The 13,485-nt window shown below is 72.5% G+C and carries 13 protein-coding genes; 7 read left to right on the forward strand and 6 right to left on the reverse strand.

The genetic code is table 11. The annotated features are described in order from the left end of the window. Positions 1-45 precede the first annotated feature (45 nt). Positions 46-1,257, reverse strand: a complete 1,212-nt coding sequence (locus ACIQOE_RS02955) for a lipid-transfer protein (protein WP_401409269.1) — start codon at positions 1,255-1,257, stop codon at positions 46-48. 203 nt (positions 1,258-1,460) lie between these two features. Here ACIQOE_RS02955 and ACIQOE_RS02960 point away from each other — a divergent pair, with 203 nt between their 5' ends. The 5 genes from ACIQOE_RS02960 (at position 1,461) to ACIQOE_RS02980 (ending at position 6,932) form a co-directional block, all read left to right on the forward strand. Next, entirely contained in the window at positions 1,461-3,215 is a 1,755-nt protein-coding gene (locus ACIQOE_RS02960; protein WP_365561690.1) for an MFS transporter, read from the forward strand. A gap of 88 nt (positions 3,216-3,303) precedes the next feature. Further along, positions 3,304-3,969 carry a class I SAM-dependent methyltransferase gene (locus ACIQOE_RS02965; protein WP_362639582.1) on the forward strand — a complete coding sequence of 222 codons (666 nt, stop codon included), beginning with the start codon at positions 3,304-3,306 and terminating at the stop codon, positions 3,967-3,969. A gap of 10 nt (positions 3,970-3,979) precedes the next feature. Then, positions 3,980-4,888, forward strand: a complete 909-nt coding sequence (locus ACIQOE_RS02970; protein WP_365569657.1) for an N-acetylmuramoyl-L-alanine amidase — start codon at positions 3,980-3,982, stop codon at positions 4,886-4,888. Positions 4,889-5,048: 160 nt separating this feature from the next. Continuing rightward, complete coding sequence (locus ACIQOE_RS02975; protein WP_351325537.1) at positions 5,049-5,822, forward strand: hypothetical protein; 774 nt, start codon at positions 5,049-5,051, stop codon at positions 5,820-5,822. Positions 5,823-5,921: 99 nt separating this feature from the next. Beyond that, positions 5,922-6,932, forward strand: a complete 1,011-nt coding sequence (locus ACIQOE_RS02980) for an LLM class F420-dependent oxidoreductase (protein ID WP_401409275.1) — start codon at positions 5,922-5,924, stop codon at positions 6,930-6,932. A 136-nt stretch (positions 6,933-7,068) separates the two neighbouring features. Here the strand turns inward: ACIQOE_RS02980 and ACIQOE_RS02985 are convergent, their stop codons facing one another. Beyond that, complete coding sequence (locus ACIQOE_RS02985; protein ID WP_351325533.1) at positions 7,069-7,629, reverse strand: hypothetical protein; 561 nt, start codon at positions 7,627-7,629, stop codon at positions 7,069-7,071. Between the two features lie 136 nt (positions 7,630-7,765). On the opposite strand from ACIQOE_RS02985, the gene ACIQOE_RS02990 reads away from it, so the two are divergent. Then, positions 7,766-8,059: a hypothetical protein gene (locus tag ACIQOE_RS02990; RefSeq protein ID WP_351325532.1), complete on the forward strand. Its 294-nt coding sequence runs from the start codon at positions 7,766-7,768 to the stop codon at positions 8,057-8,059. A 42-nt stretch (positions 8,060-8,101) separates the two neighbouring features. Here the strand turns inward: ACIQOE_RS02990 and ACIQOE_RS02995 are convergent, their stop codons facing one another. From ACIQOE_RS02995 to ACIQOE_RS03005, 3 genes are read right to left on the reverse strand one after another with little or no spacing between them, the layout of a single operon-like run. Then, positions 8,102-9,172, reverse strand: a complete 1,071-nt coding sequence (locus ACIQOE_RS02995) for a prenyltransferase/squalene oxidase repeat-containing protein (RefSeq protein WP_351325530.1) — start codon at positions 9,170-9,172, stop codon at positions 8,102-8,104. Continuing rightward, positions 9,169-9,933: a class I SAM-dependent methyltransferase gene (locus ACIQOE_RS03000; RefSeq protein ID WP_362639589.1), complete on the reverse strand. Its 765-nt coding sequence runs from the start codon at positions 9,931-9,933 to the stop codon at positions 9,169-9,171. The genes ACIQOE_RS02995 and ACIQOE_RS03000 overlap by 4 nt, the downstream gene beginning before the upstream one ends. Then, complete coding sequence (locus ACIQOE_RS03005) at positions 9,927-11,345, reverse strand: glycosyltransferase family 4 protein (protein ID WP_362639590.1); 1,419 nt, start codon at positions 11,343-11,345, stop codon at positions 9,927-9,929. Before ACIQOE_RS03005 ends, ACIQOE_RS03000 begins: the two co-directional genes overlap by 7 nt. A 219-nt stretch (positions 11,346-11,564) precedes the next feature. Here ACIQOE_RS03005 and ACIQOE_RS03010 point away from each other — a divergent pair, with 219 nt between their 5' ends. Next, positions 11,565-12,194, forward strand: coding sequence for a TetR family transcriptional regulator (locus ACIQOE_RS03010; RefSeq protein WP_351325524.1), 630 nt, complete (start codon positions 11,565-11,567; stop codon positions 12,192-12,194). 319 nt (positions 12,195-12,513) lie between these two features. Here the strand turns inward: ACIQOE_RS03010 and ACIQOE_RS03015 are convergent, their stop codons facing one another. Then, complete coding sequence (locus ACIQOE_RS03015; RefSeq protein WP_365561675.1) at positions 12,514-13,377, reverse strand: tetratricopeptide repeat protein; 864 nt, start codon at positions 13,375-13,377, stop codon at positions 12,514-12,516. Between the last annotated feature and the right edge of the window lie 108 nt (positions 13,378-13,485).

The raw sequence follows: 13,485 nt of genomic DNA on the forward strand, positions 1-13,485 counted from the left end.
ATCGGCTTTTCGGCCCAGCCAGGCCTGCGTCCCAGGTCGTAGGGCCTACGCGGCCGCCCGGAGCAGGGTCACCACCGCCGCTCCGCCGAGCCCGATGTTGTGCGCGAGTCCCACCCGCGCGCCCGGCACCTGCCGCTCCCCCGCCGTGCCCCGCAGCTGCCACGCCAGTTCGGCGGCCTGCGCAAGGCCCGTCGCGCCCAGCGGATGGCCCTTGGAGATGAGCCCGCCTGAGGGGTTCACCACCCAGCGGCCGCCGTAGGTCGTCGCCCCGGACTCGACGAGCTTGCCGGACTCGCCGGCCTCGCACATGCCGAGCGCCTCGTAGGTCAGCAGCTCGTTCACGGAGAAGCAGTCGTGCAGTTCGACGACGTCGACGTCCTCGATGCCGAGTCCCGAACGGTCGTACACCCGGCGGGCCGCCTCCCGTGACATCGGCTGCCCGACGGCGTCGATGCACGAGCCGGAGGCGAAGGACTCCTCGGTGTCCGTCGTCATCGCCTGCGCGACGATCTCGACGAGGCCGGTGAGCCCGTGCCGTTCGGCGAACCGCCGCGAGACGACCACGGCGGCCGCCGCGCCGTCCGAGGTGGGCGAGCACTGGAGCTTGGTGAGCGGGCGGTGCACGGTGCGGGAGGCGAGGACGCCCGCGACGTCGTACACGTCCTGGAACTGGGCGTACGGGTTGTGCGCGGAGTGCCGGTGGTTCTTGGCGGCGACGGCGGCGAGCTGGGCCTCGGTGGTGCCGTACCGCTCCATGTGCTCGCGGGCCGCGTCGCCGAAGATCTGCGCGGTGGGCGGGGTGGCCTCGAAGCCGTGCCGGGCGGCCATGATCCCGTAGTGCCGGGCGACCGGCGAGGCCGAGAAGCCGGCGCCGTCCGCCCCGCCGCCCAGCGCGCCCCTGCGCATCTTCTCGAAGCCGACGGCGAGGACGCAGTCGGCGCCGCCGCCCTCGACGAGCTGCCGGGCCAGCATCAGGGCGGTCGCGCCGGTGGCGCAGTTGTTGTTGACGTTGTAGACGGGGACTCCGGTGAGACCCAGCTCATACACGGCGCGCTGACCGGCGGTGGAGGGCTGGAAACAGTAGCCGACGGGAACCTGTTCCACTTCGGCGTAGGAGATCCCGGCGTCGGCGAGCGCGCTGCCGCCCGCCTCCCTGACCATGTCCCAGTACTGCCAGTCCCGGGTCTCGGGCTTCTCGAACCTGGTCATACCGACCCCGGCGATGTACGCCTTCGTCGCGCTCTCGGCGGCATTCATGGCGCGTGAGAGTAGAACACGTTCCACCAATTGACCAGGGACTGACGGCAGATCAGAAACCCATGGGAGGGTCAAGGATTCGTTAGCAGCTCGAAGCAACGGAATAGTTGCCTGTGCATACGAGGTTTACCCAGCACTTATCCGCCGCGGATTCCGTCTCCCCACGCACTTCCCGTCACTCTCTGGCCCGGAGGCCTCACTCAATGACGCACACGACGACCGACCAGCCCGCCCGGGGCGCGAGCGGGGCCGTGGTCCCGGTCCTCGCCTTCGCGGGCATCGTGGTCGCGGTGATGCAGACCCTGCTCGTTCCGGTCATCAAGGACCTGCCGCAGCTGCTGGGCACCGAGCCCAGCAACGCCACCTGGGTCCTGACCTCGACGCTGCTGTCCGGCGCCGTGGCCACTCCGATCATGGGCCGCCTCGGCGACCTGTACGGCAAGCGGCGGATGCTGATATTCAGCCTCGCCGTGATGGTGGTGGGCGCACTGATCAGCGCCCTCACCAGCGACCTGCTCACGATGATCGCCGGCCGTACCCTCCAGGGCTTCGCCATGGGCGCGATCCCGCTGGGCATCGGCCTGATGCGCGACATGCTGCCGCGCGAGAAGCTCCCCTCGGCGATGGCCCTGATGAGCTCCTCGATCGGCGTCGGCGGCGGCCTCGCGCTGCCCGCCGCGGCCCTGGTCGCGCAGCACGCCGACTGGCACGCCCTGTTCTACGGCGCCGCCGGCCTGGGCGTCGTCGCCATCGTGCTGACCCTCTTCGTCGTACCGGAGTCGTCGGCGCGCGCCGCGGGCACCTTCGACGTCCTGGGCGCGATCGGGCTCTCCGTGGGCCTGGTCCTCTTCCTGCTCCCGATCACCAAGGGCAGCGACTGGGGCTGGACCTCCGGCACCACGCTCGGCCTGTTCGCCGCCTCCGCCGCCGTCCTGCTCCTGTGGGGCGTGATGGAGCTGCGGGTCAAGGCCCCGCTGGTCGACCTGCGCACCACCGCCCGCCCCGCGGTGCTCTTCACCAACCTCGCCTCGATCATGGTCGGCGTCAGCTTCTACGTCGTCTCGCTGGTCCTGCCGCAGCTGCTCCAGCTGCCGAAGGCCACCGGCTACGGCCTCGGCCAGTCGATGGTCACCGCCGGCCTGCTGGTCGCCCCGCTGGGCCTGACGATGATGCTCACCGCGCCCGTCTACGCCCGGCTGTCCGCCAAGTACGGCCCGAAGACCACCCTGATCCTCGGCATGCTGATCATCGGCATCGGCTACGGCGCGGGCATCGGCCTGATGAGCGCGGCCTGGCAGAGCCTGGTGATCTCGGTGGTGCTGGGCGCGGGCATCGGCCTCGCCTACTCCTCGCTGCCGGCCCTGATCGTCGGCGCGGTCCCCGCCTCCGAGACGGGCGCGGCCAACGGCCTCAACACGCTGATGCGGTCCATCGGCACGTCCGTGTCCAGCGCCGTCATCGGCATGGTGCTGGCGAACACGGCGAACACCGTGGGCGGCGTCGCCGTCCCGACCATGCACGGCTTCCGGGTCTCCTTCCTGATCGCCACGGGCGCGGTCGCCGTCGGCCTGGTCCTCGCCCTGATGCTGCCCCGGCGCAGCGCCCCGGCCGCCGAGGCCGCCCAGCACACGCAGCTGCGCGCGAGCAGCGACGAGGACGCCGCGCTGGCCCACGCCGAGGAGGTGCTGCGGGGCTTCCGCGGTCGGGTGCTGGACGCCGCGGGCCTTCCGGTGGCCCGCGCCAAGGTCACGCTGATCGACCGGCGGGGACGCCAGGCGGGCGCCACGCTCTCCGGCGCGGACGGCACCTACGCCCTGGCGGTGCCGGCCGAGGGCGCGTACGTGCTGGCCGCGAAGGCGGCCGGGCACGGGCCGCTGGCGTCCTCGGCGTCGCACACGGGCGCCGCGCACGCGGTCGACCTGGACCTGTCGCTGCCCGGGGAGACGGTGAACGCCTAGCGCCGGTTGACGCGTACCCCCTGCCGGACCTCGGCAGGGGGTACGACAGCATGGGGCGTCGAGACCGCCGCACGAGCGAAAGGCCCCCATGTCCACGCGCGCACCCCAGCCCGAGACCCTCGCCGCGTTCGAGAAGGCCAAGGGGTTCATGCCCGTGCACGAGGGGCTGGCGCTGTATGCGGCCGCCGTCGAGGCCGGCGCGCTCGGCCTCCCCCTCCTGGAGGTCGGCACCTACTGCGGCCGCTCCACCCTCCTGCTCGCCGACGCGGCCCGCGCGGCCGGGGTCACCGCCGTCACCGTCGACCACCACCGCGGCAGCGAGGAGCAGCAGCCGGGCTGGGACTACCACGACCCGGAGACGGTCGATGCGGAGCTGGGCGTGATGGACACGCTGCCCGCCTTCCGGCGGACGCTGCACCGCGCCGGCCTCGAGGACCACGTCGTCGCCCTGGTGGGCCGCTCCCCGCAGATCGCCGCCCTGTGGAACACGCCGCTCGGCCTCGTCTTCATCGACGGCGGCCACACCGACGAGCACGCCAGTGCCGACTACGAGGGCTGGGCCCCCCATCTGGCCGAAGGCGGCCTCCTGCTGATCCACGACGTCTTCCCGGACCCGAAAGACGAGTTCACCGGCCAGGCCCCCTACCGCGTCTACCTCCGCGCCCTGGACTCGGGCGCGTTCACGGAGGTCACGGCCCACGACTCGCTGCGCGTCCTGCGGCGAACGGGGGCGGGGGCCGGGGGGCGCGGTTAGAGTCGCTGACGTGTCGTACACAGACCCTCACTTCGATCCCCCGCAGCAGCGGCGCTCCCGGCGGGCGCCCATGACCTTCGCCCTCGCCGCGCTCGTGCCCGGCGCGCTGCTCGGATGGGTGGTGTACGAGGGCGTGGGCAGGTCCGGTGCGAGTCCGGCCGGGCACGCGGACGCGGCGACGCCGCGGTCGGCGTCGGGTCTTCCCGGCGACGACGCCAAGGTGGCGAGCCCGAGCGCGACGACGCCGCTGAAGGGGAAGGTCGTCGTCATCGACCCGGGGCACAACCCGGGGAACTTCCGGCACCCGTCCGAGATCAACCAGAAGGTCGACATCGGGACGAACCAGAAGGAGTGCGACACGACGGGGACCTCGACCAACGCCGGTTACAGCGAGGCCCGGTTCACGCTCGACGTCGCGCACCGGCTGCGGACCCTGCTGGAGCGGCAGGGTGCCACGGTGAAGCTGACCCATGACGGGGACGAGCCGGCCTGGGGGCCGTGCGTGACCGAGCGGGCGCGGATCGGGAACGACGCGCACGCGGACGCGGCCGTCTCCATCCACGCCGACGGGGCGCCCGAGGGCGACCGCGGCTTCCACGTGATCCTGCCCGCGGAGGTGCACGCCGGCGGCGCCGACACCCGCCCGATCCTCGGCCCCTCGCGCACCCTCGGCGAGCGCATCGAGACCGACTTCGCGAAGGTGACCGGGAGTTCACCGTCCAACTACGTCGGCGGCGGCACCGGCCTCGACGTGCGCAAGGATCTCGGCGGCCTCAATCTGTCGACGGTTCCCAAGGTGTTCATCGAGTGCGGCAACATGCGCGACAGCAAGGACGCGGCCCGGGTCACGAGCGGAGCCTGGCGGCAGAAGGCGGCGCAGGGGATCTCTGAGGGAATCGTGAGTTTCCTGCGCGGGTAGACATCGGCGGACCGGTCCGGGCGGACACGCCGATCGTACGAACGATAGTGTCCTTCCTGCGATTCCTACGACGAGGAGCACCCCCGACGCCTCCTCCGCCGACGAGACGACCTACGAAGGACCTGAAGTGAATATCCGCTCCCTCACTAGAGGCGACGGCGTGGTGATCGGAGCAGCGGTGTTGCTGTTCATCGCGTCGTTCCTGGATGCCTACTCGTACTCCGGCTCCGGCTACTCCCTCAGCCGGAACTCATGGGATGACCTCGGGACAGGCCTGGGCACATACATGGGGGCAGTCATCGGCGGGGCGCTGATCGTCCTCAACCGCGCCCTGCCGCAGCAGCGCAAGGTGCTCGGCCTGGACCTCGGGATGGTCGGCACGGGCTTCGCGATCCTCGCCGCCTGGACCCTGTTCTGGTCGCTCGTCGACCTTCCCGACGGCGTGGACGCCGGCGCGGGCCTCATCCTCGGCCTCCTCGCCGCCCTGGTCCTGGCCGCCGGCGCCGTCGCCACCCCGCTGGTCCCCGCCCTCCAGGCCGCGCTCGTGCCGGCTCCCAAGCCGCAGGCCCCGCAGCCCTACGGCGCCCAGCCCTCGGGCGGCTACGGCTACCCCGGCGCCGCCGGCCCGCAGCCGGGACAGCCCTACGGCGCGCAGCCGCAGGCCGGGCAGCCGCAGGCCGGGCAGCCGTTCGGGCAGCAGCAGCCCGCGGGTGCCGCGCCGCAGCCGCCGGCCCCGGACTTCTCGCCGTTCTGGTTCGCCGTCCCGGTGGCGCGGCCGCTGTTCGCGGAGGACGGCGCGGCCGCTCCGATCGCCGAACTGGCGCCCGGTACCTGGTACTTGGCGGTCGAGCAGCGCGGTGGCGCGCTGGTGGCGCAGACCCAGGACGGCCGACGCGGCGTCCTTCAGGACACCTCCGGGATCCAGCGCGGCTGATCCGCGAAGTCACCCCGCGGCCCCTCGCCCTTCCGGGCGGGGGGCCGTTGCCGTACAGTCGTCCGGCCAGAATATCTGACGTGTCGTCAGGAGGTCGTGATGCGGCTCGGGTTGGCGCTCGGCTACTGGGGACGCGGCCCCTCGCCCGACCATGTGCCGCTGGCGCGGGAGGCGGAACGGCTCGGCTACCACTCGGTGTGGACGGCGGAGTCCTGGGGCTCGGACGCGTTCACCCCGCTCACCTGGATCGCCGCGAAGACCTCGACGATCCGGCTCGGTACGGCCGTCGCCCAGATGGCGGCCCGCCCGCCGACCACCACCGCGATGCACGCGCTGACCCTGGACCACCTGTCGGGAGGCCGGCTGATGCTGGGGCTCGGGCTGTCCGGGCCGCAGGTGGTGGAGGGCTGGTACGGCCGCCCGTTCCCGGCGTCGCCGCTGACCGCGACCCGGGAGTACGTGGACGTCGTACGGCAGGTGCTGCGGCGGGAGGGGCCGGTCGAGGCGGCGGGACGGTTCCACGCCCACCCGTACCGGGGGCCGGACGCCACCGGGCTCGGCAAGCCGCTGAAGCCGATCACCCACCCGCTCCGTCCCGGCCTGCCCGTCCTGCTCGGCGCCGAGGGGCCGAAGAACGTGGCCCAGACGGTCCGGATCGCCGACGGCTGGCTGCCGCTGTACTGGGCGCCGGACCGGCCCGAGGTGTACGGGCCCGCGGTGGCCGGCCTGCCGGAGGGCTTCCTGGTCGCCCCGATGGCCCACGTGAAGGTCTGCGACGACGTGGCGGCCGGGCTGCTGCCGGTCAAGGCGATGCTGGGCTTCTACATCGGCGGGATGGGCCACGCGGCCCGCAACTTCCACGCCGACCTGATGGCGCGCATGGGTTACGAGGAGGAGGCCCGGCGGATCCAGCGGCTTTTCCTGGAGGGCCGCCGCCGGGAGGCGGTCGAGGCGGTGCCGGACGCGTTCGCCGACGAGATCTCGCTGGTCGGCCCGCGCGAACGCATCGCGGAGCGGCTGGAGTCGTGGCGCAAGGGCCCGGTGACCGACCTGCTGGCACTGAGCCCCGACCCGCACACCCTGCGCGTGCTCGCCGAACTCAACTCGTAATTACCCGGGCTGAGTTCGGCGGCTCCGAGCGGGGTGCGGCGGGGGAAACGGCGCCGGGGTTCCTCGGCCGGGGCCGGGCCGGAGGCTCGGCGTGCGGCACTGGGGCGCTCCCGGCGCCGGATCCGGACCGTGCCGCTCAGTGGGTGAGCTGCGACGCGGAGGGCACCTTGTTGGTGACCGGCGCGCCGGCGCTCTTCCCGGCTTCCTTCACGTTGTTGATGACGTCGTTGAACGAACTCGCCGCGTTGCCGTCGCCCTTGCGGAGCTTGGCGGGCAGGTCCTTCAGCGCGTCGATGCCGGACGCGAGCGGTGCGACGGCCTTGGCCAGCAGCGGGTCACCCTGGGCGTTCCGCTTGGCGGCCTGCAGCCGGTTGTACGCGAAGGTTCCCGCGAGACCGGCCTTGACCAGGGCGAAGGTGCGGCCGTGCGCGCCCTTCTTGAACTTGCCGGCCTTCCAGGGCTTGATGATCCACTGGTAGGTGGCTCCGGCCGCGAGGGACGCGTTGGCGACGAACCTCGTCTTGGCGAATTTCTGTTTCTCGGCAGACGTACTCGGACTGGGCGTGTCGGCCACGGGCACCGCGGCCATGCCGGTGTCGGTGGGCTTGCTCTGCGTGCCGCTGCACGCGGTCACGCCGGCGACGAGTGCGCAGCAGAGGGTCAGCGCGACGACCAGGCGCCGTATCGGTACGGGCACGGGGTCCTCCCGTGTGTCTCGATGTCCTCCCCGAGCGGTTGCTTCCTCCGGCAGCCTCACCCAGATGGCGGCACCTCGCCACTCGGGAAGCACCCGGTACAGGTTTCAAGGACCGATCGGCGGCAACACGGACCCCATGTCCCCTGCCTATCGGAACGGCCACAACCAGGCCGGCACGGTCGTCGCGGTCGTAGCCGACATCATGGCCCTCATACTGGGCCTCTGGATCCTGATGTACCTGTTGGACGCGAACCGGGCGAACAGCCTGGTCCAGTTCATCCACGACGCGGCGAGCTGGCTGGCCGGCTGGTCGCGCGACCTGTTCACCTTCGACGAGGCCTGGGCGCGGGTGGTCGCAGGATACGGCCTGGCGGCGGTCGTCTACCTGTTCATCGGCCACGCGATCGCCAACCGGATGCACCGGCACTAGCGCCTTTCCCGAGGGGGCGGGGCCGCGCCGGCGTCCCGCCCCTCAGGCGCAGCAGTCCGCCTCCAGGCCGGCGGGCAGCCGCGTGCCGGCGAACACCGCGCACGTGGCGTCGTGCCCGCCGAGCGCGGCGACCGCCAGCAGCAGCGAACCCGCGGTCCACGTGGTCAGCTCCCGCGGCCACACCGCGTCGTCCTCGAAGACGTATCCGGTCCAGTACAGTCCCGACTCCGCGTCCCGCAGGTGCTGGATCGACTGCAGGATCTCCAGCGCCCGGTCGGACTCCCCGACCGCCCACAGCGCGAGGGCGAGTTCGGCGGACTCGCCGCCCGTCACCCACGGATTGGGCACGACGCAGCGCACGCCGAACCCGGGCACGACGAACCGCTCCCAGTCCTTCTCGATCCGCGCGCCGGCCTCGGCGCCGGTCAACGCCCCGCCCAGCACCGGGTAGTACCAGTCCATCGAGTAGCGGTCCTTGTCGAGGAACCGCTCGGGGTGCCGCCGTATCGCGTGCCGCAGCGCGCCGACCGCCAACTCCCAGTCCGGCTGCGCCTCCTCGCGCTGTTCGGCGATGGCGAGCGCGCAGCGCAGCGCGTGGTGGATCGACGAACTCCCGGTCAGCAGCGCGTCGTCGGCGGGCGTGCCGTCGTCCTCGCGCCGCCAGCCGATCTCGCCGCCGGGCCGCTGCAGCCGCAGCACCCATTCGACGGCCGCGTACACGGCGGGCCACATCCGGTCCAGGAAGGTGTCGTCGCCGGTGGAGAGGTAGTGGTGCCAGACGCCCACGGCGATGTAGGCGACGAAGTTGGACTCGCGGGCCCGGTCGGTGACGTCGTCGTGCGCGCCGTCGGCGTAGGCCGCGTACCAGGAGCCGTCCTCGTTCTGGTGCCGGGCCAGCCAGTCGTAGGCGCGCTCGGCGGCCTCGTGCTCGCCGGCCGCGTCCAGCGCCATCGCGGCCTCGGTGTGGTCCCACGGGTCGAGGTGGTGCCCGCGGAACCACGGGATCGCGCCGTCCTCCCGCTGCACGGCGAGGATGCCGCGGACGGTCGCGGCGGCCTGCTCGGCGGTGAGGACCCCGGGCAGGACGAGGTGTTCTGTCCGGGGAGTGGTCACCGGGCGGCCGCCTCGGTGTCCGGCGCGGTGCCGGTGCCGGCCGGCGGCAGGTGCGGCTTGGTGGCGTAGACGACGAAGCTCTTGCCCATGACCGGGTTCAGCGCCTGCTCGGCGAGGCGGGTGGCCAGCGGCTTCTTCATGATGTCCCAGACGAGCAGCTTGTGGTACGCCCGTACCGGCAGCGCCTTGTCGTTGTCGACGCCGAACGCGCACTTCAGCCACCAGTACGGCGAGTGCAGCGCGTGCGCGTGGTGGCTGCCGTACGGCCGCAGACCGGCTTCCTTGATCTTCCCGACCAGCTCGTCCGCCCGGTAGATGCGGATGTGGCCGCCCTCGACCTCGTGGTAGGCGTCGGAGAGCGTCCAGCAGACCTTCTCGGGGCCGTAGCGCGGCACGGTGACGGCGATCCGCCCGCCGGGCCTGAGCACGCGCACCATCTCGGCGAGCACGCCCTTGTCGTCCGGGATGTGCTCCATGACCTCGGAGATGATGACGACGTCGAAGGACTCGTCGGGGAAGGGCAGCGCCAGCGCGTCGCCCTCCATGGCGGTGGCGGTCGCGCCGGCCGGGGCCTCGCCGGCCTCCGCCATCGCCGCGAACCACTTGCCGACCTCGCGGATCTCCTCGGCGTTCTGGTCGAGCGCCACGACCTGGGCGCCGCGCCGGTAGCACTCGAAGGCGTGGCGGCCGGCCCCGCAGCCGAGGTCCAGGACGCGGTCGCCCGGCGCGAGCGGGAACCGGGAGAAGTCGACGGTCAGCACGTGGCCCTGCCTTCGGAATTGACAACCTCTGAGGAGACAAAGTCGGGGGTGACGGCCTCGGCACCGGCCGGGGCCGCCGGGGCGGCCGCCGTGCGGCGGCCGGTCGCCGGGGCCGCGGCGGCGATGGCCTCGCGGTAGCGGGCCACCGTGCCCTCGGCGGCGCGGGCCCAGGTGAAGTGCCGCAGCACCCGTTCACGGCCGGCCCGGCCGAGGCGCGCGCGCAGTTCCGGGTCGCCGAGGAGCCGGTTCAGCCCGGCGGCCAGCGCGCCCGCGTCGCCCGGCGGGACGGCCAGGCAGGTCTCCCCGTCCCGGCCGGCGACCTCGGGGATCGCGCCGCCGGTGGTGGCCAGCAGCGGGGTGCCGGTGGCCATCGCCTCGGCGGCGGGCAGCGAGAAGCCCTCGTAGAGCGACGGTACGCACGCCACCTCGGCCGAGCGGACCAGGTCGACGAGTTCGGCGTCGGAGATGCCCTTCACGAACTCCACGGCGCCGTCCAGGCCGTACCGCTCCACGGCCTGCGCGACGGGCCCCTCGGCGGGCCGCTTGCCGACGACGACGAGATGGGCCGCGGGGTGCTCGGTGCGCACCTTGGCGAGGGCCTCGACGAGGAAGACCAGCCCCTTCAGGGGCACGTCCGCGCTGGAGGTGGTGACGATCCGTCCGGGTACCTGCGGGACGGCGGGATTCGGCGCGAACAGGTCGGTGTCGGCGCCGATGTGGACGACGTGCACCCGGTCCTCGCGGACCCCGAGGTGGTCGACGATCTCCTGGCGCGAGGTGCCGGAGACGGTGAGCACGGAGGGCAGCCGGCGGGCGACCCGCTTCTGCATCCGGGTGAAGGCGTACCAGCGCCGTACGGAGTACCGGCGCTGCCATCCCTCGGCGGCGTCCAGCTCCAACTGCCGGTCGACGGTGATGGGGTGGTGGATGGTGGTGACCAGGGGCGCGCCGACGTCGCCCAGCAGGCCGTAGCCCAGCGTCTGGTTGTCGTGGACGACGTCGAACTCCCCGGCGCGGGCGCGCAGATGGCGGCGGGCGCGCAGGGAGAAGGTCAGCGGTTCGGGGAAGCCGCCGGTCCACATGGTGGCCACTTCGAGCGCGTCCACCCAGTCCCGGTACTCGTCCCGGCCGGGTGTCCGGAACGGGTCCGGGGAGCGGTACAGGTCCAGGCTCGGCAGCTCGGTGAGGGTGAGCGCGGGGTAGCCCTCGTCCAGGACGGGGTACGGCTGCGATCCGATCACCTCGACCCGGTGGCCGAGCCGGGCCAGCTCACGGGAGAGGTGCCGTACGTAGACACCCTGGCCGCCGCAGAACGGGTTCCCTTTATAGGTGAGGAGCGCGATGTCGAGCGGTCGCTCGCCGTCGGCGGCGGGTTCCTGGTCGGCACCCGTCCGCCTGGCCTCAGCGGTCACTCTGGGCCCCCTTCTCCCTGCATTTTCCCGCGAGGTTACGCCGGGACGCTAATCTAGAACAAGTTTCAGACTTGATCGTTCAGGAGGCTCTGAATCTACCGGCAGGTAGGGGCGGAGTGAGCAGTGGATCAGGTGATTCGCGCCACGACGCGACCCCTGCCATGCTGTCTGATCACTCGCCCTGAGCACTGCCCTCACCGACTGTCACGGACGGGACCCATGCCTGCGGAAGCCAAGGTGGACATCGGCGCCGGACCGGCCACTCCGCCGCTCACCGAGCGGCAGGAGGCGCGGCGCCGCCGGATCCTGCGCGCGAGCGCCCAGCTGGCCAGCCGGGGCGGTTTCGACGCCGTGCAGATGCGCGAGGTGGCCGAGTCCTCGCAGGTGGCCCTCGGCACGCTCTACCGGTACTTCCCCTCCAAGGTGCACCTGCTGGTGGCGACCATGCAGGACCAGCTGGAGCACATGCACGGCACGCTGCGCAAGAAGCCGCCGGCGGGCGAGACGGCGTCCGAGCGGGTCGCCGAGACCCTGATGCGGGCCTTCCGGGCGCTTCAGCGCGAGCCGCACCTGGCGGACGCGATGGTCCGCGCCCTGACCTTCGCCGACCGCAGCGTCTCCCCCGAGGTGGACCAGGTCTCCCGGCAGACGACGGCGATCGTCCTGGACGCCATGGGCCTGACCGATCCGACCCCCGCCCAGCTCTCCGCCGTCCGGGTCATCGAGCACACCTGGCACTCGGCCCTGATCACCTGGCTCTCGGGGCGGGCCTCCATCGCCCAGGTGAAGATCGACATCGAGACGGTCTGCCGGCTGATCGACCTGACGGAGCCGGGACGCACACCGTGACCGGCGGCGCCGGAGCGCGGACGCGCACGGCGCCGGGGCATGCGAAGACCTACGAGACGGGTTCCCTTCGCCGGCATGGTCCGGATCAGGTGTCTGGGGGTCGCCGTCCGGCTCAACCGCCGCCTTCCGGCCTCTCAGCCCGAGCGTCGACGTCGGCACGGGCGGATGCGTGTGCATCTGCGTCACGCCAGAGTCGGCTACTCCGCTCGGACTCCCTCACTCGCCTCGTAGGCTGCTTTCAGGATAGAACGCCCACAAGGGAATAGAACACCCCTTGTGGGGGATTTTTTCACTTTTGCCCGTCGCCCAACCCTGCGCGCTACCCCACCGCCTCCAGCCCGCTCCAGCTCCGCCCGGCGGCCGTCTCGCCCGCCCATCGCTCCAGCAGCAGCCGCGCCTCCGGTTCCGGGGCGGCCAGGGAGACCCGCTGGGCGCCCGCGTGGACCGTGCGGGACTGCTCGTGGGTGCCCTCGCTGCAGCAGGAGCAGAGCATCTGCAGGGCGCTCGCGGGTTCCGCGCCGAAGCCCTGCCGGACGAAGAGGTCGACCAGCGCGTCCAGGTCGGCGGCCTCGCCGGCGTTCACGGTCACCTCCAGGGTCGGCAGCCCGGACGCCGTCAGCAGGAGCAGTTCGTCGAAGACGGGGAACTCACGGCCGTCCACCACCCGGCGCCCGGTCGGCTCGCCGTCGTGCACGACGATCTCCCCGAACCGCCGTCCCGCCGTCACCGGCACGTTCATCACCCGCCCCCGCGTCGGGCACAGCCGGTCGATCCACACGACCTCCCGCTCACCACCGGTGTCCAGCCGCACGCAGGCAGCCCCGAACCGTCCCTCGATCTCCCCCTGACCCGGCGGGAGTTCGATGCCGAAGCCCGCCCAGGCGTCCCGGGCCGTGGCCCAGTCGCCCTGGATGGTGGCGGCGATGCCGAGGTTCCAGAACGCCGGGTCGCCCTCGCCGCGCGGGGCGCGGGCGGCGGCCTCGCGGCCCAGTTCGTGGGCCTTGGCCCAGTTGCGCAGGAACTTGTGGGCGAGCGCGGCGTCGTACCACCACACCGCGCTGCGCTCCTCGTCCGGGAACCGGGCGAGGACCCGTTCGAAGAGTCCGGCGGCGGTGTGCCACTCCTCGGCCCGCCACGCCTCGTAGGCCTCGTCGATCAGGCCCTCGGCCTCGGACTTGCGCACATTCCCCACCCTGGTCGACCCGACGGACCGCAGGAGCGTATCCCGCGCCACCGACAGTCCCGTCCGGCGCCGGACGGACCGGCCCCCCGGCGGGAGGCCGCCGGCCGA

The sequence above is a fragment of the Streptomyces sp. NPDC091282 genome (assembly GCF_044757385.1).
Lineage (GTDB): Bacteria > Actinomycetota > Actinomycetes > Streptomycetales > Streptomycetaceae > Streptomyces > Streptomyces gramineus.

Bases quoted from the DNA above. Each gene is read 5' to 3' on its own strand.
- ACIQOE_RS02990 (WP_351325532.1), top strand. From the start codon at position 7,766: ATGTCCCCTGCCTATCGGAACGGCCACAACCAGGCCGGCACGGTCGTC.
- ACIQOE_RS02980 (WP_401409275.1), top strand. From the start codon at position 5,922: ATGCGGCTCGGGTTGGCGCTCGGCTACTGGGGACGCGGCCCCTCGCCC.
- ACIQOE_RS02955 (WP_401409269.1), bottom strand. From the start codon at position 1,257: ATGAATGCCGCCGAGAGCGCGACGAAGGCGTACATCGCCGGGGTCGGT.
- ACIQOE_RS03010 (WP_351325524.1), top strand. From the start codon at position 11,565: ATGCCTGCGGAAGCCAAGGTGGACATCGGCGCCGGACCGGCCACTCCG.
- ACIQOE_RS02965 (WP_362639582.1), top strand. From the start codon at position 3,304: ATGTCCACGCGCGCACCCCAGCCCGAGACCCTCGCCGCGTTCGAGAAG.
- ACIQOE_RS02960 (WP_365561690.1), top strand. From the start codon at position 1,461: ATGACGCACACGACGACCGACCAGCCCGCCCGGGGCGCGAGCGGGGCC.